The following is a 21,981-nucleotide window of genomic DNA, read 5'->3' as shown; positions in this document are numbered from 1 at the left end:
CTCAGTGTCTCGTATCCGAGACACGATCACCGTGGCGGTCCTGTTACCCGGCGTCGGGCAGCGGTCCAATAAGAGACATGACCTCCTCGATTTCCGGGCCGCGTCCGGTTAAGGCGCCCCACGGCACCACCCTGACCGCCCGCAGCTGGCAGACCGAGGCACCGCTTCGGATGCTGCAGAACAACCTCGACCCGGACGTCGCCGAGCGCCCCGACGACCTGGTCGTCTACGGCGGCACCGGCAAGGCGGCCCGCGACTGGAACAGCTACGACGCGATGGTGCGCACGCTGACCACGCTGCGCGACGACGAGACCATGCTCGTGCAGTCCGGCCGGCCGGTCGGCGTGATGCGCACCCACGAGTGGGCGCCGCGCGTGCTGATCGCCAACTCCAACCTGGTTGGTGACTGGGCCACATGGCCGGAGTTCCGCCGTCTGGAGAAGCTCGGCCTGACCATGTACGGCCAGATGACGGCCGGTTCGTGGATCTACATCGGCACCCAGGGCATCCTCCAGGGCACCTACGAGACCTTCGCCGCGGTGGCGGCGAAGCGGTTCAACGGCACCTTGGCCGGCACGCTCACGCTCACCGGTGGTGCGGGCGGAATGGGTGGTGCACAGCCGCTTTCGGTCACCCTGAACGACGGCGTCTGTCTGATTGTGGACGTTGACGCCTCCCGTTTGCGCCGTCGGGTAGAGACCCGCTACCTGGACGAGATCGCTTCCGACCTCGATGACGCCGTGCAGCGCGTGCTCGCCGCCAAAGCAGCGCGAAAGCCGTTGTCCGTCGGGCTGGTCGGCAACTGCGCCACGGTCTTCCCCGAGCTCCTGCGCCGCGGTGTGGAGATCGACATCGTCACCGACCAGACCTCGGCCCACGACCCGCTGTCGTACCTGCCCGAGGGCGTCGAGCTGGGCGACTGGAAGGACTACGCCGAGGCCAAGCCCGAGGAGTTCACCGACCGGGCCCGCGTCTCGATGGCCAAGCACGTCGAGGCCATGGTGGGCTTCATGGACGCCGGCGCCGAGGTGTTCGACTACGGCAACTCCATCCGTGACGAGGCCCGCCTGGGTGGCTACGAACGCGCCTTCGCCTTCCCGGGATTCGTGCCCGCCTACATCCGGCCGCTGTTCAGCGAGGGCAAGGGGCCGTTCCGCTGGGCCGCGCTGTCCGGGAACCCGCGCGACATCCACGTGACGGACAAGGCCGTCATGGAGCTCTTCCCGGAGAACGACCACCTGCAGAAGTGGATCCGCGCCGCGCAGGACAAGGTCGCCTTCCAGGGACTGCCCGCGCGCATCTGCTGGCTGGGCTACGGCGAGCGGGACAAGGCCGGACTGCGCTTCAACGAGCTGGTCGCCTCCGGCGAGATCAGTGCGCCGCTGGTCATCGGCCGCGACCACCTGGACTCCGGCAGCGTGGCCTCGCCGTACCGCGAGACCGAGGCGATGGCCGACGGCTCCGACGCGATCGCCGACTGGCCGCTACTGAACGCCCTGGTCAACGCCTCGTCCGGGGCCACCTGGGTGTCGATCCACCATGGCGGTGGCGTCGGCATCGGCCGCTCGCTGCACGCCGGTCAGGTCACGGTCGCCGACGGCACGCCGCTGGCCGCGCAGAAGCTCGAGCGGGTGCTCACGAACGATCCGGGCATGGGTGTGATCCGGCACGTGGACGCGGGTTACGACATCGCGGAGCGGGTCGCCGCCGAGCGGGGCGTGCGGGTGCCGATGCGCGAGGGCGACGACGCGTGAACGCTCTCCACACCGGGCGCGGCGCCCTCCACCTCCTTCGTGATCAGGCAAACTTTCGCCGGGGGTGGGGGCATCTCCCGGCCGAGGGCTGGGGGATCGCATGATCACGGCAGAAGGTGGGGGTTTCGCCAGGCGCTGGGCCGAGATCGAACCTGTCGGGCGGGCTGCTTCCGGTGGGTACCGGCGGTTTGCCTGGACGGCCGAGGATGCTCTGCTGCGCGAGTGGTTCGCCGGCGAGACCGCGGCGCTCGGGCTGGATCTCACCGTGGACCGGGCCGGGAACCAGTGGGCGTGGTGGGGAGACCCGGATGCGACGCCAGGCATCGTCACCGGCAGCCACCTGGACTCGGTGCCGGACGGTGGCGCCTTCGACGGACCGCTCGGCGTGGTCAGCGCCCTGGCGGCGGTGGAAGCTCTGAAGGACGAGGGATTCACTCCCGGAAAACCGCTGGGAGTGGTCAATTTTGTGGACGAGGAGGGCGCCCGGTTCGGGGTGGCCTGCGCCGGTTCGCGGCTGATCACCGGGGCGATGTCGGCCGACCGGGCCGCGGGTCTGCGCGATGCCGACGGAACCTCGATCCCCGAGGCCATGCGCAGCGCCGGTCAGGACCCCCGGCATCTGGGCCGCGACGACGAGACGCTGCAACGCATCGGCACCTTCGTCGAACTGCATGTGGAGCAGGGCCGGGCGCTGGCCACGCCGGAGTACGGGGACGCGCCCATCGGTGTGGGTACGGCGATCTGGCCGCACGGGCGCTGGCGTTTCGACTTCGCGGGCGAGGCCAACCACGCCGGTACGACACGGCTGGCCGATCGGCACGACCCGATGCTCGGCTACGCCTCGACCGTGCTGGCGGCCCGGGAGTTCGCGGGGGCCCACGATGCCGTCGCGACCTTCGGCAAGCTGCTGGTCGAGCCCAACGGTGTGAACGCCATTCCCTCGCTGGTGCGGGCCTGGCTCGATGCCCGGGCCCCTTCGGAGAGCAGCGTGCAGGGCGTGCTGCGTGACCTCACCGCCGCGGCCCGGGACCTCGGGGCGACGGTCACCGAGGAATCATGGACGGGCAACACGGCTTTCGATACGTCACTGGCCGACCGCCTGAGCCAGATCCTGGGCGGTGCGCCCCTGCTGGGCACCGGCGCCGGGCACGACGCCGGCATCCTGGCCACGGCGGGCGTCAGCACCGGCATGCTGTTCGTCCGCAACCCGACCGGGATCTCGCACTCCCCGGCGGAGTTCGCGCAGGAGGCCGACTGTGTCGCAGGGGTCGAGGCACTGACCACCGTGCTGCGGGAGCTGGCCTCGTGACCTCCTACTGGGCCCCCCACGCCTGGCTTCCCTCCGGAATTGCCGACGATGTGCAGATTTCCGTCACCGACGGCCTGATCACCTCGATCCGCGCGGGAGCCCAGCCGCAGCCGACCGACCGCAGGCTCCCGGGCGTCCTCCTACCCGGTCTGGCCAATGCCCACTCGCACGCCTTCCACCGGGCGCTGCGGGGTCGCACCCACGCCGACGGTGGGTCGTTCTGGACCTGGCGCACGGTGATGTACGACATCGCGAGCCGGCTCAACCCGGACTCCTACCTCGCCCTGGCCCGGGCGGTCTACGCGGAGATGGCGCTGGCCGGTATCACCACCGTGGGCGAGTTCCACTACCTGCACCACGATCGCGACGGCCGGCCGTACGCCGATCCGAACGCCATGGGCGAGGCCCTGCGCCAGGCCGCGAACGAGGCCGGGATCCGCCTGACTCTGCTCGACACCTGCTACCTGGCAGGCGGTCTCACCGCCGACGGGTACACGCCGCTGGACGGGGTGCAACGGCGGTTCGGCGACGGGACGGCGGACGCGTGGGCCTCCCGGGTGTCCGGCCTCACGTCCTCCGGGGGTCTGCGGGTCGGCGCGGCGATTCACTCGGTGCGCGCGGTGCCTGCCGACCAGCTGGGCTCCGTGGCCGTATTCACCCGCCAGGAAAACCTTCCGTTGCATGTGCACCTCTCCGAGCAGCCGGCCGAGAACGAGGCCTGCCGGGCCCACCACGGTATGACGCCCACCGCGTTACTGAAGCGGGCCGGTGTTCTGGGGCCACGGACGTCCCTGGTTCACGCCACCCACCTGACCGCCACCGACATCACCGATCTGAGCGGCACGTACGCCTGTTTCTGCCCCACCACCGAACGCGACCTGGCCGACGGGATCGGCCCGGCGCGGGCCCTGGCCGACGCGGGGGCGACGCTCACGCTGGGCAGCGACCAGCACGCCGTGATCGACCTGTTCGAGGAGGCGCGCGGTCTGGAGATGCACGAACGGCTCGCCACCCGGGCCCGTGGCCGCTTCTCCCCCGCCGAGCTGCTCTCCGCGCTGACCGGTGACGGGCACCGCAGCCTGGGCTGGCCGGAACTGGGCCGCCTCGAGACCGGCGTCCCCGCCGACCTGATCGCCGTGCGCCTGGACTCGGTGCGCACGGCCGGGACGCGGCCGGAGCAGGTGGCCCTGAGCGCCACCGCGCCCGACGTGGACACGGTGATCGTGGGCGGCGAGGTCGTGGTCAGCGCCGGCCGGCACCGGCTCGGCGACGTCGGGGTGCTCCTGCAGACAGCCCTCGCAACACTTTCGGACTGAAGGGAAGATCCGTGAGCCACCTGGTCACCGGAATCGGCCAGCTCGTCACCAACGACCCCGCGATCGGCGACGGTTCGGAGCTGGGCCTGCTCGAGAACGCCGCTCTCGTGATCGAGAACTCCTCGATCGCCTGGGTCGGGAACGCCGCGCAGGCTCCGGCGGCGGACCAGGTGACCGACCTGGCCGGGCGCACCGTCATACCTGGTTTCGTCGATTCCCACTCCCACCTCGTCTTCGCCGGCGACCGCGCGGGTGAGTTCGCCGCCCGGATGACGGGTGAGCCGTACACCGGCGGGGGTATCGCGACCACGATGGCCGCGACCCGTGCGGCGAGCGACGAAGAGCTGCTCACGCATGTCACCTCCCTGCTGGCGGAAATGCGTTCCCAGGGCACCACGACGGTCGAGATCAAGAGCGGTTACGGGCTCGACGTCGAGCAGGAGGCGCGGGCCCTGCGCATCGCCGCGCAGGTGACCAGTGAGGTGACCTACTTGGGTGCGCACGTCGTCCCCCCGGTGATGCGGGACCGGCGGGACGACTACGTGCGGCTGGTGGCCGGCGAGATGCTCGAGGCGTGCGCCCCGCACGCCCGCTGGGCCGACGTGTTCTGCGAACCGGCGAGTGCCTACGCGTTCGACGGCGACGAGACCCGGACGGTGCTGAAGGCCTGCGCCGCGGCGGGTCTGGAGCTGCGGGTGCACGGCAACCAGCTCTCCGAGGGGCCGGGTGCGCAGATCGCGGTGGAGCTGGACGCCGCGAGCGTGGACCACTGCACGCACCTGACGGATGACGACGTGGCCGCGCTGGGGGCGGCCGGGCGGCGGATCGACCAGGAGAACCCGGTCGCCGGAACGGTCGCCACGCTCTTGCCGGGGGTCGAGTTCTCCACCCGCTCGCCCTACCCGGACGCGCGGCGCCTGCTGGACGCCGGGGCCGTGGTCGCGCTGGCCAGTGACTGCAACCCGGGCAGCTGCTTCACCTCGTCCATGCCGCTGGTGATGGCGCTGGCCGTGCGGGAGATGAACATGAGCCCGGCCCAGGCGCTCTGGGCCGCCACCCGGGGCGGGGCGATCGCCCTACGACGGAGCGACATCGGCCGGATCCGGGTGGGCGCCCGGGCGGACCTGGCCGTGATCGATGCGCCGTCGTACGTGCACCTGGCCTACCGGCCGGGGGTGCCCCTGGCCCGGGCCTTTCAGTCGTAGGCCTCGTTCAGCCGCTGGAAGAGGACCGAGTCCGACCAGGTCCCGTTGATCTTCAGGAACTTCGGGGCCATCCCGATGCGCTCGAACCCGTTCTTCTCCAGCACCCGCTGCGACCGCACGTTGTTCACCAGCGTGCTGGCCGCGAGCCGGTGCAGGCCCAGGGTGTCGAAGGCGATCCGCACCACGCCGGCGACGGCGGCCGTGGCCACTCCCCGGCCGCCCGCCGACTCGGCCACCCAGTAACCGATGTCGCCGGACTGCAGGGCGCCCCGGATGATGTTGTTGATGTTGATCCGCCCCACCACCTCACCCTTCTCGATGATGGTGCAGGGCAGCAGGATCCCGCCCGAGTAGAGGAGGAGGGCATCGTCGAGCATCCGGCGCTGGCCCTCGACGCTGAAGTACTCCTCGCCCCGGATGGGCTCCCACGGCTGCAGGAAGTCCCGGTTCTCCGCGACGACCCGGGCGAACGGCTCGGCGTCTTCCTCACGCACGATCCGGACCGTCACTCCGCTGGTACCAGGTGAACTCACGGGGGTCAGGGTACGACGCCGCGGCCGTCGCTATCCGGCCGCCCCGAGGGAGACGATCTGCCCCGTAGCTGCACTGCGGCGGGCCGCGTCGAGCACCTCCATCGAGGCGATGGCGTCGCGCGGGTCGACCGGGACCTCGCCCTCGCCCCGCACCGCGGCGGCGAAGGCCGGGTAGTAGGTGTCCCAGCTCCCGCGCTCGGTCGGGACCGGGGTGCCGTCGTCACCTCGGTAGATCTTGCCCCAGTCGCTCTCCGGCTCCACGCCCCAGTCGGCGGCGGCGGTCGCCGGGTTGAGGCCCTTGAGCAGCAGCGCCTCCTGGCCCTCCATCGGCGCCTCCAGCACGAACGAGCCGGTCGAGCCGCTGACCCGGTAGCGCGGGCCCGGGGCGCCCTCCAGCCAGTTGCCGATCAGGTGGGAGATCACGCCGTTGGTGTGCGTGATCGCGACGAAGACCCGGGACTCCAGCTCGTCCGGGCCGGTCGCGTCCAGCTCGGCGTAGACCGAGTCCGCGGGGCCGAAGAGGTACAGCGCCTGGTCGACGAGGTGACTGCCGAAGTCGAGCAGGATGCCGCCACCGGCCGCCGGGGGCTTGCCGGTCGGGTCGAAGCGCTCGAACCGGGACTCGAACCGGAACACGGTGCCCAGCCCACCGGCCTCGACCAGCTTCTTGACCGTGAGCAGGTCGGCGTCCCACCGGCGGTTCTGGTAGACCGACAACACCACACCGGCCTGCTCCGCAGCCTCGACGGCGCCGCGGGCGGCGGCGGCGTCGAGAGCGAAGGGCTTGTCCGAGACCACGGCCAGACCCAGCCCGACGGCCTCGTGCACCAGGGGGATGTGGGTGGCCGCCGGGGTCGAGATGGCCACCGCCTGCGCACCGGCCGCCTTCAGCTCGGCCAGCGACCCGAAGGTGGGTACGCCCGGGTGGAGCTGCGCGACCTCCGCCTGGCGTTCCGGTGACCGGGTGACCACACCGGCGAACTCCACGCCCGGCGCGGCGGCGATCAGGGGGGCGTGGAAATACTTCCCGCCGAAGCCGAAACCGACCAGACCGATCTTTACGTCATCCGTCACGGGTCGATCGTATGCAGCCGGGCCCGGACCTGCCGGGCGGGGCTCGATCCGTGGGCCGGGTCCGTCGATTTTCCGGGGAGGCCGGCCCCCGACCCGTGGGCAGAGGGTGCGCGACGTGTACACCTCGTACACCGGGTACCGGATGTACCAGGTGTACACCTCGCCGGAGGCCGGTCGGGGCTCGCTTCGGCTGGTGGTGAACAGCGGAAGGGACGAGTGCGGGTGGACGTTGGTGGGGAGGTCTCCGGAACACTCCGGCGCGCGAATTGTCGGGGGTGCCGGGTACGGTCGCCCCGACGGTTCATCCGGCATCCGTCAGATCGGAGAGGGGCGGCGTGAGCAGCAACGAACGATCTGCGGGTCCGGGCAGCCGGGGCAGCCGGGGTATGCCGGGCGGGGGTGTGCGGGGGCAGGGCCATGCCGGGCGTCATCCGGGGGCCACCGTGTCCGAGGCCGCCGCCGGGCTGCGCGCGGCCGCGGCCGACCGGCCGTTGCTGCGCCGCGTGGTGGCCCTGTTCCGGCCCTACCGCCGCCGGGTGCTGATGGTGGCCGGGCTGATCCTGCTCACGGCCGGGCTCGGGGTGGCCAACCCGCTGCTGATCCGCGAGGTCTTCGACAAGGCGCTGTTCGTCTCCGGCGGCCCCGACGTGTCCCTGCTGGTCATTCTGTGCGCGATCATGGTCGCCATTCCCGCCGGGTCCAGTGTCCTGGGCGTCGTGCAGGCCTACCAGACCAACTACGTCGGCCAGCAGATCATGCGCGATCTGCGTGGAAATCTGTTCACCCACTTGCAAAGTCTGTCGCTGCGGTTCTTCACCGGCACCCGCACCGGCGAGATCCAGAGCCGTCTGCAGAACGACGTCGGTGGCCTGCAGACCGTCATCACCGACACCGCGAGCACACTGCTCAGCAACAGCGTCATCCTGATCTCCACCCTGATCGCGATGTTCGTGCTGTCCTGGCAGCTCACCCTGCTGTCGCTGGTGATGATGCCGCTCTTCATCTGGCTGACCGGCCGGGTCGGTCGCATCCGCCGTCAGATCACCGGTGAGACGCAGTCCGCCCTGGCCGAGATGAGCGCCATCACGCAGGAGTCGCTGTCGGTCTCCGGGGTGCTGTTGTCGAAGGTTTTCGGCCGGCAGGACCGCGACGCCGACCGCTACCACCGGCAGAACGAGAAGCTGGCCGCCCTTCAGGTGCGGCAGCAGATCGTGGGCCGGGCGTTCTTCGCGGTGGTGTCCACGTTCTTCTCGATCACCCCGGTGCTGGTCTATCTGGTGGCCGGGCTGCAGCTGTCCGGCGGCAGCGGCCCGAGCGCCGGCACGATCATCGCCTTCACCACGCTGCAGTCGCGGTTGTTCATGCCGATCGGCCAGGTGCTGCAGACGAGCACCGAGGTGTCGAGCAGCCTGGCCCTGTTCGCCCGGGTCTTCGGCTACCTCGACCTACGTCCCGAGATCGTCGAGCCCGACTCACCCACCCGCCTGGATCCCGAGCGGCTCCGCGGCGAGATCCACCTGGACGATGTCTGGTTCAGTTACGGGGTGGGCGAGGGTTCCACAGAACTCCCTGACGACGAGACACCGGGCGAGCACTCAGATGAGGCCTCGGGCGGGCGGCGCTGGGCGTTACGAGGACTCGACCTCACGGTGCAGCCGGGGCAACTGGCCGCGATCGTCGGCGCCAGCGGGGCGGGCAAGACCACCCTGAGCTATCTGATCCCCCGGCTGTACGACGTCACGTCCGGGGCGGTGCGGCTCGATGGCCACGACGTGCGCACCCTGTCGCTGGAGTCGCTGGCCGGGGCGATCGGTATGGTCACGCAGGAGACGTACCTGTTCCACGCCACGGTGCGCGACAACCTGGCCTACGCCCGGCCCGAGGCCACGCACGACGAGGTGGTCGCGGCGGCCCAGGCGGCGTTCATCCACGAGCGCATCCTCGAGCTGGAGAACGGCTACGACACGGTGGTGGGCGAGCGGGGATACCGGCTGTCGGGCGGCGAGAAACAGCGGCTGGCCATTGCCCGGGTGCTGCTGAAAGATCCGCGGGTGCTGGTGCTCGACGAGGCCACGAGCGCGCTCGACACGCTGAGCGAGCGCCGGGTGCAGGCCGCCCTGGAACCCCTGATGACCGGCCGCACCACCATCGCGATCGCCCACCGGCTGAGCACGATCCGCTCGGCCGACGTCATCTTCGTGATGGACGCCGGTCGCGTGGTCGAGAAGGGCACCCACGAAAGCCTTCTGGAGCTCGACGGCGCCTACGCTCGACTGTACGAGCAGCAGTTCGGCGGCGGCCTGGTCGAGGCCCGCACCGCCGACGGCTTCCAGCTCACCGACGGCCGGGTACTCGAGACCGGCAGCGCGACAGCCGATTCCGGAGTCTGAGGCCGGGCCTCTCCCGCGCGCGGGGCCGGAGACATCCCCGGCGCGCGAACTGCTCTCCCCCGGATCCATGACCGGATGACTTCCCGGCACCCTGACCGCACTGAAGTCATCCGATCATGACTCACGTTCCCCCGGCGAACGCCGCCTCCTTGATCACCGGGGAGATATTGCCTGATCACGAACAGGTCGGCGGCCGTCAGTCCAGGAGCCGGGCCTGGACCCACTCGTGGAACTCGGCGATGTGGTGCTCGCTCGGCACGAGCACCCCGCCGGCCCGGTAGGCCCGGCTGGACATGCCGGGCTGGGTGACCTCGCAGGCCTCGAAGTCCTGGCGGTTGACGCGGTCGAAGAGCTCCACCGAGCGGGTCAGGTCGGCACCGGACTCGACGACGCCAGGCAGGTAGAGCCAGTCACACTCGACGATGGTGCGGTCGACGGTCACCGGGTACATGCGGTGGAAGATGACGTGGTCGGGCACCAGGTTGATGAAGACCTGCGGGCGCACCGTGATGGCATAGTAGCGACGGTCGTGGTCCTCGTCGACACCCGGGATGCGCTCGTGCCCGCCGGCCCCGTCGATGGTGAAGGCCTGCGCGTCGTCCCGGAACTCGGCCCCGTGACCGACGAAGGCCTGGGCTGCGTACCCACCGGCGAACTCGGGCAGCATCTCGGTGAGCTCGGGGTGGATCGTGGCGCAGTGGTAGCACTCCATGAAGTTCTCGATGATGAGCTTCCAGTTGGCCTTCACGTCGTAGGTGATGCGCTTGCCCACGGCCAGTTCGTCCACCTGCCAGCCGCCGATCACCCCTTCGCCGCCCAGCCTCTCGTCAGCCGCGGCGATGACGTCGGTCTCGAACGACGGCGGCTCGTCGGCCAGGCAGACCCAGACGTAGCCGAGCCATTCGCGCAGCGCGACGTTGATCAGGCCGTACTCGCCACGGTCGATGTCCTGCATCTTGGTCAGGTTGGGGGCGGCGACGAGCTTGCCGTCCAGGCCGTAGGTCCAGGCGTGGTACATGCACTGGATGTTGCGGCGCAGCTGCCCTTCTTCCTCGGTGCAGAGCTTGGCCCCGCGGTGACGGCAGACGTTGAGGAAGGCCCGCAACTGCTTGTCGCGACCCCGGACGATGACGACGTTCTCGCGGCCGACCTGCTTGGTGACGAACTTGCCGGTCTCGGCCAGATCGCTGGAGCGCGCGGCCGCGAACCACATCCGCTCGAAAATCTTCTCCTGCTCCTGGGCGAACACGCCCGGGTCTGCGTAGATACTTCCCGGCAGGGTCGCCACGAGGCTCGGCGGCAAACTGACACTGGTCATGTCGAGCTCCTATCAACGATTTCCGCGCAGAGTCCGCCGAAATGTCATGACCGACAGGCGGAATGGTGGCATTGAACATTATCGCGGGAGTTTGTTTCCCCGCGATCACACCGCAGTACGCAACGGGTGACTACGAAAGCCGCTTGGCCAGTTCTCTTCTCCAGCGCCCGAACACCTTGGGCCGACCCACGCCGAACACCCCGACCGGCTCACCCTCACGCCGGTAGACGACCGTGAAGGCGGGATCGGTCAGATCCTCGAGATCACCGTCCACCACCTCCGCCTCGTCACCCGGCTGATGGTGACCGGCGAACTGGAAGTGCTGGCCGTACTGCTCGGACCAGACATAGGGCACCCTCATCGCCGGAGCCACGACCGGCGCCGGAGCACCGATCAGGACCGCCACGGCCTGCGTCGGGTGCTGCGCGGCATGGGTCCAGTGCTCCTGGCGGGTCACGCGGCCGGCGAAGGGGTGGTGCGTGGCGGTGCAGTCGCCGGTCGCGACGACTCCGGGAAGGGCGGTGCGACCGTCTTCTTCGGTCAGAACGCCTCCGGCGAGATCTCCATCGGGCCCGGTCAGCCCCGACCCCGCCAGCCACTCGGTGTTCGGGACCGAACCGATCCCGACGACCACGACGTCCGCCATCAGTGATCGCCCGTCGGCCAGCGACACGCCGGCGACCCGACCCGATTCGCCGGTCAGACCGGAGACACCGACACCCGTCAGAACTTTCACGCCGTGCGCCTCGTGAATGCGAGCCATCGCGGCCCCCGCGGCATCACCGAGCGGCCCGGCCAGCAAGGCGGGGGCCATCTCGACCACCGTCGTATCGATCCCGAGCATGACTGCGGTGGAGGCAATCTCGGCCCCGATGAAGCCGCCTCCGACGATCACCAGACGAGCCCCGGGAACCAGCTCGGCCTTCAGGGCCAGGGCATCGTCGAGGGTGCGCAGTGTGTGCACCCCCGCCAGCACCTGACCGGGAAGCTTCCGCGCCCGCGCCCCGGTGGCGATCACCACCCCGTCGGCGCGCACACCTTCACCGTGCTCGAGGTCGACCACCCAGCCCGAACCCTCGGGGCTCAGACCGACAGCCTGCTCCCCGAGACGCCAGTCCAGGTCGAGCCCGGCGTCGGTGGGCAGGCCCAGCGCGATCTTCGCCGGGTCCCACTCCCCGGCCAGGAAGGCCTTGGACAGGGGCGGACGGTCGTACGGGTCGTGCTTCTCGTCACCGATCAGCACGATCCGGCCGGTGAAGCCGAGTTCCCGCAGCGCCCGCGCCGAGGACAGCCCGGCCAGGCCGGTCCCGACCACCGCCACCACCTGCATGGTGCTCGCGGTCTGCTCCGTCGTCATCAATCCTGCTCCTGCTCGCGTCCGGCCTAGGCGACCTGTGCGGTGGCCTGGGACAGCGCCACGTGCACATCGCCGTTCTCGATCACCACGGTGTGCGTGCGCACCGGAACCCGGGCCGGTGGCCCACTGGGTTGCCCCGTACGCAGATCGAAGCAGGTGGCGTGCAGCGGGCACTCGACCGCACAGTCATCCTCCTCGACATAACCTTCGGCGAGCGAGGCATCCTGGTGTGAGCAGGTGTCGTCGATGGCGTAGTAGTTGCCACCCACGTTGAACACCGCTACCGGGACGCCGTCCGGACCACTCTCGACCCGGACCGCTTCACCCTCGGGGATCTCCTCGACCGCACAGACCCGAATCACGGCACGCCTCATCTCAAGACGGAAGGACTGAAGGAAGTACTCGCTGCATTTGTTGCGCCTTGCACAACGCGAAGTGCGATATGCAACAGCGTGCGGCCCACGGATACCGCGCGTCAAGACATAACGGGGTTACTGGTGGGGAGCTATGGTTTCGTTCATGGGGGAGACGACCCGCGCCGGAGGCGACGCCTCACAGGTGCAGTCTGTCGACCGGGCGCTGATGGTGCTCGATCTACTGGCCAGAAGAGGCGAGCTGGGCGTGACCGAGCTGGCCGCCGAACTCGCCGTGCACAAGTCCACGGCGTTCCGCCTGGTGACCGCCCTGGAGCGCCGCGACCTGGTGCAACAGATCGGCGACCGCGGCAAATACCGCCTTGGCCTGGGCATTCTTCGCCTGGCCTCGGCCACGACCGGCCAGCTCGAGGTCAGCCGAGAAGGGCGTGACGTCTGCGAGCGGCTGGCCCACGAGCTCGGTGAGACCGTCAACATCGCGATCATGGACGACACGTCGGCCGTCAACGTGCTGCAGGAGTACGGCGACGCCTCGGTGATGACCCGCAACTGGATCGGGCGGCGCACCCCGCTGCACGCCACGTCGAGCGGGAAGGTGCTGCTGGCCTTCTGCGACGAGGCCGTGCGCAAGCGCACGCTGACGAGAGATCTGGAACACCTCACCCCGAACACCTTCAGCAACCCCGACGAGCTCCTCAGTCAGCTGCACGAGGTGGCCGAGAAGGGCTGGGCCTCGACGAACGAGGAGCTGGAGATCGGCCTCACCGCGGTCGCCGCACCCGTGCGGGACGGCGGCGGACGGGTGATCGCGGCCGTCAGTGCTTCCGGCCCCTCGTTCCGTCTGACCCCGGACCGGTTCGAGGCGGTGGCCGGGAGACTGATCAGTGGCGCGGACGAGATCAGTTCACGACTCGGGTATTACGGCGACTGAAAAAGTCACGGGGATGTTCGCCGCCCGCCATCCGGCTGAAATACATCGGTGCACCGCCCCCTTCGGAGCGGTGCACCGATGAATGTTTCTCCGTCCTCTCAGTCTTCTCAGTAAGCGGCCTGGGCGCCGAATCCGCCCTCCAGGCCCTTCGGGTTCGGGCCGTAGGCATTGCTGCCCGCCTCGCTGTCCAGCAGCGTGAAGACGAACAGCACCAGGCCGCCCACGAACGGCACGAAGACGATGAGGTACCAGAAGCCCGAGCGGCCGGTGTCGTGCAGGCGGCGCACCGTCACCGCGATACCGGGCAGGAGCAGCGCCACGAAAGCGATGTACGTGACGATCTGGAACCCGATGACCGCGTCAATGATGGCCGCGACCACGGTGACGATGACGGCGAAGAGCGTCCAGAACCAGTACTCCGAACGCCGGGCCCGGCCGCTGAAGTCCACATACTTCTTGGTGAGCACAGTTCTGACGGCGTCTTGGAACGACACTTGGCAACTCCTGAGTCGGAAGGGGCGCGCGTGGACGAGATCAGCGCTGACGATGATCATCAGTCCTGTTGATCGGCAAGATTATGGTTTGTCCGGAACGTCGCAAGTCGGAATTTGGGGAAAAACCGAGGCGCCGTTCTCCAGGAGGAGAGCGGCGCCTCGGTGTGTCGGCGTTGGGGGACGCGGCCGGCGGCGCCCCCCACCTTCATCGTGATCATGCAAAGTGTCCCCAGCGTTCTAGAACACCGCCATTGACAGTTCTAGAACTCCGGGGACATTTTGCATGATCACGGAGGAAATGGTGCTCGGCCGGAGGGCGCCGCGATCACATCGGTTCGGGCGGAGCTCAGCCCTGGCCGTAGCCCTGCTGATCCGAGGGGTTCTGCTGGCCGTAGCCGGGCTGCTGGCCGTAGCCGGGCTGCTGGCCGTAGCCGGGCTGCTGGCCGTAACCGGGCTGCTGGCCGTAACCGGGCTGCTGGCCGTAACCCTGCTGCCCGTACTGCTGCCCCGGCCCCTGCTGGTCGTACTGCGGCTGGCCGTAGCCCTGCTGGTTGTGCCCCTGCTGCCCGTAGCCCTGCCCGCCGAAGCCCCCGTCGACGCCCTTCGGGTTGGGGCCGTACTGGTTGGCACCGGGCTGGCTGTCGAGCACCGTGAAGACCAGCATTACCAGAGGACCGATGAACGGGACGGCCGAGATCAGGAACCACCAGCCGGAACGGCCGGTGTCGTGCAGGCGCCGGACGGTCACCGCCAGGTTCGGGATGATGAAACCGAAGATCATCGCCAGGTAGATCAGGCCGAACAGCGCATTGCCGGCGCTTTCCGGAAGGATCGCGTAGAGAATTCCGGCGACGATCAGGGCCGCGATGAAGCCGATCGTGTAGGCGAGGTACCACCACCAGTACTCCGACCGCCGGGCCCGGCCTGCGAAGGTGGCGTACTTCTGGGTCAGAACCGTTCTCACGGCTTCCTGAATCGACACGCGGTTTCTCCATGATCTCAGTGTCAAGGGATGGTGCTGGTGGTCAGGGTCGCGCGAACCTAGCAGCCCTTTGACCAGCACCAACACCCCGACGTCAACCGATGGAGCAGCGTTGCAGCACGGCGCGTGAATTCGTGATCAGCTGGAGAACCAGTGCTGGGCGGCCGGCTCGGTGTTCTCGTACACGTGCTTGGCCTCGCGGTACTCCGCGAGCCCGGAGGGGCCCAGCTCACGCCCGGTGCCGGACAGCTTGAAACCGCCCCACTCGGCCTGTGGCAGGTACGGGCCGAAGTCGTTGATCCAGATCGTGCCGTGCCGCAGCCGACCGGCCACGCGGTGCGCCTTACCCCGGTCCGACGTCCAGACGCCACCGGCGAGCCCGTACCGGGTGTCGTTGCCCAGGTGAACCGCCTCGTCCTCACCGCTGAAGCGCTCGACGGTCACGATGGGCCCGAACGTCTCTTCCTGAACGATCCGCATCGCACCCGTGCAGTTGACGAATACCGTTGGCCGGTAGAAATACCCCGCCTGGTCATCGGCGAGCCGGGTGCCGCCGGTGAGCAGCTTGGCGCCCTCCTCCAGACCGACCCGCACGTGGTCCTCCACCTTGGCCAGATGCTGGGCGGAGACCAGCGGCGGCATCTGCGTCGCTTCGGAGAGACCGTCACCGATGCGGATCAGCTCGGCCCGGCGCACCAGCTCGGCGACGAAGTCGTCGTGGATGCCGTCTTCGAGGATCAGCCGGGTACCGGCCGAGCAGACCTGCCCGGCGTGCAGGAAGACGCCGGTCAGGGCGGCGTCGAGGGCGGCCTCCAGGTCGGCGTCGGCGAAGACGATGTGCGGGTTCTTACCCCCCAGCTCAAGGGCAACCTTCTTCACCGTGTCCGCCGCCGTGCGCATGATCGAGCGCCCCGTGCTCAGCCCACCGGTGAACGAGACCAGGTCGACGTCTTCGCTCTCGACGAGACCCGCGCCCGCCACCGCACCCGACCCGAGCAGCAGGTTCACCACCCCCGCAGGCACCCCCGCGTCTTCCAGCAAACCCACCAGTACGATCGTGGTGAGCGGCGTGACCTCGCTGGGTTTGAGCACGGCGGTGCAGCCGGCCGCGAGAGCGGGGGCAATCTTCCAGGAGATCTGCAGCAGCGGATAGTTCCACGGACCGATCAGCGCGCAGACCCCGACCGGCTCGTACACGACCCGGCTGATGACGGTGGGGTTGCCGGCATCGACCAGCCGACCCGGATCGCCGAGGGCCAGGGCTGCGTAGTAACGAAACACAGATGTCACGTCATCGACATCTATCTCGCTCTCGCGCAAGGTTTTTCCGGTGTCGAGCGTCTCGATGCGGGCGATCTGGGCCCGGTTGGCCTGCAGCAGGTCGGCGACTCTCCCGAGAATCGCACTGCGTTCGGCCTGTGAGGTCGAGCTCCACTCCCCCGCGTCGAAGGCCGCCCGGGCGGCGGCGACGGCCGCCTCCACATCGGCGGCCGAGGCCTCGTCCACCTGGCAGATCTCGCTGGCATCAGCGGGATTCAGCACCACGCGATGTTCGGACGCGGAGCGCCACCGCCCACCGATGTAGAGCGTGCCGGGCACCGTGGGCGTGCCGTCGAGGGAGACTGCGAGCTGAGTAGCCGCGGATGACATCTAGACCCCTCACCAATCGTGATGATTCACTGTGGCCGTTGCATTGTCTGGAACGCAGTGCGTATGACGCAACGATGGTAGGCGGTTTGACCGCCCCGGTCATCAGGAGGTCAGGCATGGTCGAGCGGTACGACTACGTCATCGTCGGCGGTGGTTCCGCCGGGTGTGTGCTGGCGAACCGGCTGAGTGAAGACCCTTCCACCAGCGTGCTGGTGCTGGAGGCCGGCAGATCGGACTTCGCCTGGGACCTGCTGATCCACATGCCCGCAGCCCTGACCATGGTGATCGGGAATCCGCTGTACGACTGGCGGTACAAGAGCGAACCGGAACCCTTCATGCACGGGCGGCGCGTGTCGCACGGCCGGGGGAAGGTGCTCGGTGGCTCGTCGAGCATCAACGGCATGATCTTCCAGCGCGGCAACCCCCTGGACTTCGACCGGTGGGGCGCGGACCCGGGCATGCAGTCCTGGGATTATGCGCATTGTCTACCGTATTTCAAGAAAATGGAGAACTGCCTGGCCGGCGCGGACGAGTGGCGCGGCGGTGACGGCCCCCTGGAACTGGAGCGCGGCCCGGCCACCAACCCCCTGTTCTCGGCGTTCTTCGAGGCCGTGCAGCAGGCCGGCCACCCGCTCACCGACGACGTGAACGGCTACCAGCAAGAGGGTTTCCACGAGTTCGACCGCACGATCCGGAACGGCCGACGGCTGTCCGCCTCCCGCGCCTATCTGCACCCCGTTCGGAAGATCCGCAAAAACCTTACGGTGAGAACGCTTTCACTGGTCCACCGGGTGATCTTCAAGGACGGACGCGCGGTCGGGGTGGAGTACACGCGCTCCCTCCCGTTCGGCGGGCCCCTGGGCCGGGTCGGATCGGGCGTGAAGCGGGTGGAGGCCGGTGAGGTCGTCCTGGCCGGCGGTGCGATCAACACCCCGCAGCTGCTGCAGCTGTCCGGCATCGGGAACGCCGCCGAACTGGGCAAGCTCGGCATCGACGTGGTCGCCGACCTGCCCGGGGTGGGGGAGAACCTGCAGGACCACCTCGAGGTCTACGTCCAGCACGCCTGCAAGCAGCCGGTGTCACTGAACCCCTCCCTCAAGCTGTGGCGCCGGCCGGCGATCGGCCTGGAGTGGCTGCTGCGCAAGACCGGGCCGGCTTCCACCAACCATTTCGAGGGCGGCGGGTTCGCCCGGAGCAACGACGACGTCAGCTACCCCAACCTGATGTTCCACTTCCTGCCGGTGGCCGTGCGCTACGACGGCAGCTCCCCGGCCGCCGACCACGGCTACCAGGTGCACATCGGCCCGATGTACTCCGACGCCCGGGGCAGCGTGAGGATCACCAGCGCCGATCCGCGCCAGGCCCCCGCCATGACCTTCAACTATCTCTCCACCGATCAGGACCGGCGGGAATGGGTGGAGGCGATCCACGTGGCCCGCGAGATCCTCGCCCAGCCGGCCTTCGCCGACTTCAGCGACGGGGAGCTCTCCCCCGGCCCCGACGTGAGCACCGACGAGGAGATCCTGGACTGGGTCGCCCGCGACGCCGAGACCGCCTACCACCCGTCCTGCACGGCGAAGATGGGCACCGACGACCTGGCCGTCGTCGACCCGCTGACGATGGGCGTGCACGGGGTTCCCGGCCTCCGCGTCGCAGACGCCTCGGTCATGCCCTACGTCACCAACGGAAACATCTACGCGCCGGTCATCATGCTGGCCGAGAAGGCGGCCGACCTGATCGGCGGAAACACTCCCCTGGAGGCGCAGCAGGTGCCCTTCTATCGGCACGGAGTGGGTAGCGAGCAGTCGGCCTGACCGGCGGCCGGGAAAGCGGCGACGCCCGCCTTCAACGCCTTTCAATCCACCTTCAACCGGTGGCCCGAAAACCGTTCGGCTCAAGCCGCCCCACGGGACCACCCGCGCACCGCACGATGTGCAAAGTGCCTGTTGGTCGTCCGTACTCACTACCCAGTGTGTACGGACGATCAACTCTGCGTCATGTCACGATTGGGCGACGGAGAACCGGTTACAGCTACGGCTTTGGCTAGATTAACCACACCGAAACGACCGCATACCTTGACCATGACCTCGCCGCGGGCACAGTGTGTCCCTCAAGAAGAATTGTAGTGCGTCATACGCAACATTTCATGAAGTCCGTAGCTTACCCAGGGCCATTGGGCCCATCCGTTGTGGATCACCAGAAAGGTGAGCGATGGCCGCCGTCACCGGGGACAGTCAAGACCTGGCCGTAGTGCCCGGAACGAGCGCCGAACCGACCGCCACCCCCGCCGCACCACTGATCTCGGTGCGCGACCTGTGGATGGTCTTCGGCCCGAAAGCCGCTGCCGTACCGGCAAATAAAGAACTGTGTGAGCTCCCGCGCCGGGAGCTGATGCAGCGCACAGGTAACACCATCGCGGTGCGCGACGTCTCGTTCGACGTGGCTCCCGGCGAGGTGTTCGTGGTGATGGGCCTGTCCGGCTCCGGTAAGTCCACGCTGGTGCGGTGTCTCACGCGACTCATCGAACCCACCAGTGGTTCGGTGGTCTTCGAGGGCGAGAATCTGCTCGAGGCCGACGCGAAGCGCCTGCGAGACCTTCGTCGTCACAAGTTCTCCATGGTGTTCCAGAATTTCGGTCTGCTCCCCCACCGCCGGGTGGCCGACAACGTGGCCTACGGCCTCGAGGTGCGCGGCGCCGGCCGGGCCGAGCGACGCCGGCGCGCCGACGAGGTGATCGAGCTGGTCGGGCTGGCGGGTTACGAAAACTCCTATCCCGATCAGCTGTCCGGCGGTATGCAGCAGCGGGTGGGTCTGGCCCGGGCGCTGGCCGTGGAGCCCGACCTGATGCTCTTCGACGAGCCGTTCTCCGCACTCGACCCGCTGATCCGGCGGGACATGCAGAACGAGGTCATCCGGCTGCACCGCGAGCTGGGCAAGACCATGATCTTCATCACTCACGATCTCTCCGAGGCGCTGAAACTCGGCGACCGCATCCTGATCATGCGCGACGGCCGGCCGGTCCAGATCGGCACGGGCGACGAGCTGGTCGGGGCCCCCGCCGACGACTACGTGCGGGACTTCGTCTCGGACGTGCCGAAGGGTGACGTGCTCACCCTGCGCTGGATCATGCGGCCGGTCAACGACACCGACCAGACCGACGGCCCGGAACTGGGGCCGGAGGTGGTGGTGCGCGACGCCACCCGCGTGGTGCTGGAGAGCCACAAACCCGTGAAGGTGGTGGACAAGGCCGGCAAGCTGCTCGGAATCGTCGGCCAGGAAGAGATTCTCGCGATCGTGGCAGGCGCCCGGTGACCGTGCTGACGGCCTCCCGGGCGGCCATCGCAAAACCTGGCCGCGGCCGGATCCTCGCAGCCGTGCTGGTGGTTTTCGTGGTGCTGGCCGCCGTGTTCCGCGGCCAGAACACGCTCTCGCTGGTCCCCTCGGACACCACGGCACTGCACCGCTGGTTCAACGACGTGAACCACTGGGTCACCACCAACCGCAACGACAGCCCGCTCTTCCTCTACTTCTTCAACGAGATCCGGGCTTTCGTCGACGGTCTCACCACGCTCATCCAGAACCTCATCGCGCAGCCGAGTTACGGCCGCCCGGTGCCGGTGATCGGCTGGCTGGGTGTGGTCTCGATCATCACGCTGCTCGCGGTGGCCTTCGCCAACCTTCGGGTGGCGCTGCTGGTGATCGCCGGCTTCGGTTTCATCGGCCTGCAGGGGCTGTGGGAAGAGAGCATGGACACGCTCGCCCTCACCCTCTCCGCCGTGCTGCTGGCCCTGTTGATCGGTATCCCTCTGGGCATCTGGGCCGGGCTGTCCGACCGGGTCAACTCGGTGGTCACGCCGGTACTGGACTTCCTGCAGACGATGCCGACCTTCGTCTACCTCTCCCCGTTCGCCCTGCTGTTCCTCATCGGCCCGGCCTCGGCCACCCTCGTCACCCTGGTCTACGCACTGCCGCCGGCCGTGCGGTACACCGCGCACGGCATCCGGTCGGTGCCGCGGGCCAGCGTGGAGGCCTCCGAGTCACTGGGTGCCAACGGGTTCCAGCGGCTGACCGGTGTGCTGCTGCCGATGTCGACCCGCACGATCGTGCTCGGTCTGAACCAGACCATCATGGCCGCGCTCTCGATGGCCACCGTGGCCTCGCTGATCGACGCGCCCGGCCTGGGCAAGACCATCCTCAAGGCCCTGCAGACGCTCGATGTCGGCACCTCGTTCAACGCCGGGCTGGCGATCGTGGTGATGGCGATCGTGCTGGACCGACTGACCACGGCCGCCAGTCAGCGGTCCCGCTCCCATCGACCCTCCAAACTCCGGCTCCCCCTCCTGGGGGTGGCGGGCATCCTCACTCTGTTCGCCATCTATCTCTCCCGCACCTTCATCTGGGCGGCCGAGTTCCCGGACACCGTGGGCACCACCGACATCAACATCGGCAACGACATTGCCCGTATCAGCGGCAATTTCGCCGAGTGGTTCACGACTCAGGCGTCGGACGTGACCGGCTGGATGAAAGACACCACCAGCCTGCTGCTGATCGACCCGTTGCAGACGCTGCTGGTGGAGTCGCCGTGGTGGCTGGTCGCGGCCCTGCTGCTGGCGATCGCCTACCTGCTCGGCAACCTCAAGGTCACCGTGCTCACCGCGTTCTGCGTGGCCGGTCTGGTGTTCAGCGGGCTCTGGCAGGACAGCATGACCACGCTGGCCGCCACCCTGATCGCCACCGCCGCCACGATGCTGATCGGGATCGTGGTCGGCGTCTGGATGGCCCGCAGCCGGCGCGCCGACATGGTGATCCGGCCGGTGCTCGACGCGCTTCAGGTCATGCCGCCGTTCGTCTACCTGGTGCCGTTCCTGGCACTGTTCGCCGCCAGCCGGTTCACCGCCATCCTGGCCGCCGTGCTCTACGCTGCGCCGGTGGTGATCAAGGTGGTGGCCGACGGTATCGCCGGGGTCTCGGCGACCACCGTCGAGGCGGCGACCGCCTCGGGCTCCAGCAGCGCCCAGATCATCTGGAAGGTGCAGATCCCGATGGCCCGGCAGGCGCTGGTCCTCGCGGCCAACCAGGGCATCTGCTACGTGCTCGCGATGATCGTGGTCGGTGGCCTGGTCGGCGCCGGCGCGCTGGGATACGACGTGGTGGCGGGCTTCTCGCAGGGTGAGCTGTTCGGCAAGGGCCTCACCGCCGGGTTTGCCATCGTCATCCTGGGCATCATGCTCAACCGGATCACTCAGGCCGCCGCCGAGCGTCGGCGCACGGCCTGACAGTAAGTGCGTGCCGTT

Annotated in this window: 16 protein-coding genes and 1 pseudogene; 9 read left to right on the top strand and 8 right to left on the bottom strand. The window is 68.7% G+C overall.

Translation table 11 applies throughout. The features are described from left to right. Nucleotides 1–89 precede the first annotated feature (89 nt). The 4 genes from hutU (at nucleotide 90) to hutI (ending at nucleotide 5,584) form a co-directional block, all read left to right on the top strand. On the top strand, nucleotides 90–1,754 hold the full coding sequence (hutU, locus tag QSK05_RS22000; protein WP_352302291.1) for a urocanate hydratase: 1,665 nt from the start codon (nucleotides 90–92) through the stop codon (nucleotides 1,752–1,754). A 100-nt stretch (nucleotides 1,755–1,854) separates the two neighbouring features. Next, a complete protein-coding gene (locus QSK05_RS21995; protein ID WP_285599171.1) occupies nucleotides 1,855–3,063 on the top strand; it encodes an allantoate amidohydrolase in 1,209 nt (402 codons plus the stop codon). Further along, nucleotides 3,060–4,379: a formimidoylglutamate deiminase gene (locus QSK05_RS21990; protein ID WP_285599170.1), complete on the top strand. Its 1,320-nt coding sequence runs from the start codon at nucleotides 3,060–3,062 to the stop codon at nucleotides 4,377–4,379. Before QSK05_RS21995 ends, QSK05_RS21990 begins: the two co-directional genes overlap by 4 nt. 11 nt (nucleotides 4,380–4,390) lie before the next feature. Next, on the top strand, nucleotides 4,391–5,584 hold the full coding sequence (hutI, locus tag QSK05_RS21985) for an imidazolonepropionase (protein ID WP_285599169.1): 1,194 nt from the start codon (nucleotides 4,391–4,393) through the stop codon (nucleotides 5,582–5,584). Here hutI and QSK05_RS21980 read toward each other — a convergent pair. Both QSK05_RS21980 and QSK05_RS21975 read right to left on the bottom strand, forming a co-directional pair. Next, nucleotides 5,575–6,117, bottom strand: a complete 543-nt coding sequence (locus QSK05_RS21980; protein WP_285599168.1) for a GNAT family N-acetyltransferase — start codon at nucleotides 6,115–6,117, stop codon at nucleotides 5,575–5,577. The genes hutI and QSK05_RS21980 overlap by 10 nt on opposite strands. A gap of 30 nt (nucleotides 6,118–6,147) precedes the next feature. After that, nucleotides 6,148–7,191, bottom strand: coding sequence for a Gfo/Idh/MocA family protein (locus QSK05_RS21975; RefSeq protein WP_285599167.1), 1,044 nt, complete (start codon nucleotides 7,189–7,191; stop codon nucleotides 6,148–6,150). Between the two features lie 386 nt (nucleotides 7,192–7,577). On the opposite strand from QSK05_RS21975, the gene QSK05_RS21970 reads away from it, so the two are divergent. After that, a complete protein-coding gene (locus QSK05_RS21970) occupies nucleotides 7,578–9,581 on the top strand; it encodes an ABC transporter ATP-binding protein (RefSeq protein ID WP_502879812.1) in 2,004 nt (667 codons plus the stop codon). A 196-nt stretch (nucleotides 9,582–9,777) separates the two neighbouring features. On the opposite strand, the gene QSK05_RS21965 is transcribed toward QSK05_RS21970, so the two are convergent. From QSK05_RS21965 to QSK05_RS21955, 3 genes are all read right to left on the bottom strand, one after another. Further along, nucleotides 9,778–10,899, bottom strand: coding sequence for an aromatic ring-hydroxylating oxygenase subunit alpha (locus tag QSK05_RS21965; protein WP_285599165.1), 1,122 nt, complete (start codon nucleotides 10,897–10,899; stop codon nucleotides 9,778–9,780). A 130-nt stretch (nucleotides 10,900–11,029) separates the two neighbouring features. Then, the gene (locus tag QSK05_RS21960) at nucleotides 11,030–12,256 is read right to left on the bottom strand and encodes an NAD(P)/FAD-dependent oxidoreductase (RefSeq protein ID WP_285599164.1); all 1,227 of its coding nucleotides are present in this window, start codon (nucleotides 12,254–12,256) and stop codon (nucleotides 11,030–11,032) included. Nucleotides 12,257–12,282: 26 nt separating this feature from the next. After that, nucleotides 12,283–12,618: a bifunctional 3-phenylpropionate/cinnamic acid dioxygenase ferredoxin subunit gene (locus QSK05_RS21955; RefSeq protein ID WP_352302288.1), complete on the bottom strand. Its 336-nt coding sequence runs from the start codon at nucleotides 12,616–12,618 to the stop codon at nucleotides 12,283–12,285. A gap of 157 nt (nucleotides 12,619–12,775) precedes the next feature. Here QSK05_RS21955 and QSK05_RS21950 point away from each other — a divergent pair, with 157 nt between their 5' ends. Next, entirely contained in the window at nucleotides 12,776–13,561 is a 786-nt protein-coding gene (locus QSK05_RS21950; RefSeq protein WP_285599162.1) for an IclR family transcriptional regulator, read from the top strand. 107 nt (nucleotides 13,562–13,668) lie between these two features. On the opposite strand, the gene QSK05_RS21945 is transcribed toward QSK05_RS21950, so the two are convergent. The 3 genes and pseudogenes from QSK05_RS21945 to QSK05_RS21935 form a co-directional block, all read right to left on the bottom strand. After that, a complete protein-coding gene (locus QSK05_RS21945; RefSeq protein ID WP_285599161.1) occupies nucleotides 13,669–14,055 on the bottom strand; it encodes a DUF805 domain-containing protein in 387 nt (128 codons plus the stop codon). 595 nt (nucleotides 14,056–14,650) lie between these two features. Then, nucleotides 14,651–15,037: pseudogene (locus QSK05_RS36665) on the bottom strand (DUF805 domain-containing protein); the annotation flags it as partial. Between the two features lie 138 nt (nucleotides 15,038–15,175). Beyond that, the gene (locus QSK05_RS21935) at nucleotides 15,176–16,687 is read right to left on the bottom strand and encodes an aldehyde dehydrogenase family protein (protein WP_285599159.1); all 1,512 of its coding nucleotides are present in this window, start codon (nucleotides 16,685–16,687) and stop codon (nucleotides 15,176–15,178) included. Nucleotides 16,688–16,803: 116 nt separating this feature from the next. Here QSK05_RS21935 and betA point away from each other — a divergent pair, with 116 nt between their 5' ends. From betA to QSK05_RS21920, 3 genes are all read left to right on the top strand, one after another. Then, entirely contained in the window at nucleotides 16,804–18,501 is a 1,698-nt protein-coding gene (gene betA, locus QSK05_RS21930; RefSeq protein WP_285599158.1) for a choline dehydrogenase, read from the top strand. A gap of 397 nt (nucleotides 18,502–18,898) precedes the next feature. After that, nucleotides 18,899–19,999: a quaternary amine ABC transporter ATP-binding protein gene (locus tag QSK05_RS21925; protein WP_285599157.1), complete on the top strand. Its 1,101-nt coding sequence runs from the start codon at nucleotides 18,899–18,901 to the stop codon at nucleotides 19,997–19,999. Further along, nucleotides 19,996–21,963, top strand: coding sequence for an ABC transporter permease subunit (locus QSK05_RS21920; protein ID WP_285599156.1), 1,968 nt, complete (start codon nucleotides 19,996–19,998; stop codon nucleotides 21,961–21,963). Before QSK05_RS21925 ends, QSK05_RS21920 begins: the two co-directional genes overlap by 4 nt. Nucleotides 21,964–21,981 lie beyond the last annotated feature (18 nt).

It is taken from the genome of Kineosporia sp. NBRC 101731 (assembly GCF_030269305.1).
In the GTDB taxonomy this organism is placed as follows: Bacteria; Actinomycetota; Actinomycetes; order Actinomycetales; family Kineosporiaceae; genus Kineosporia.
Note: the sequence above shows the minus strand (reverse complement) of the source record. Positions and strands in the feature narration are given on the sequence as shown.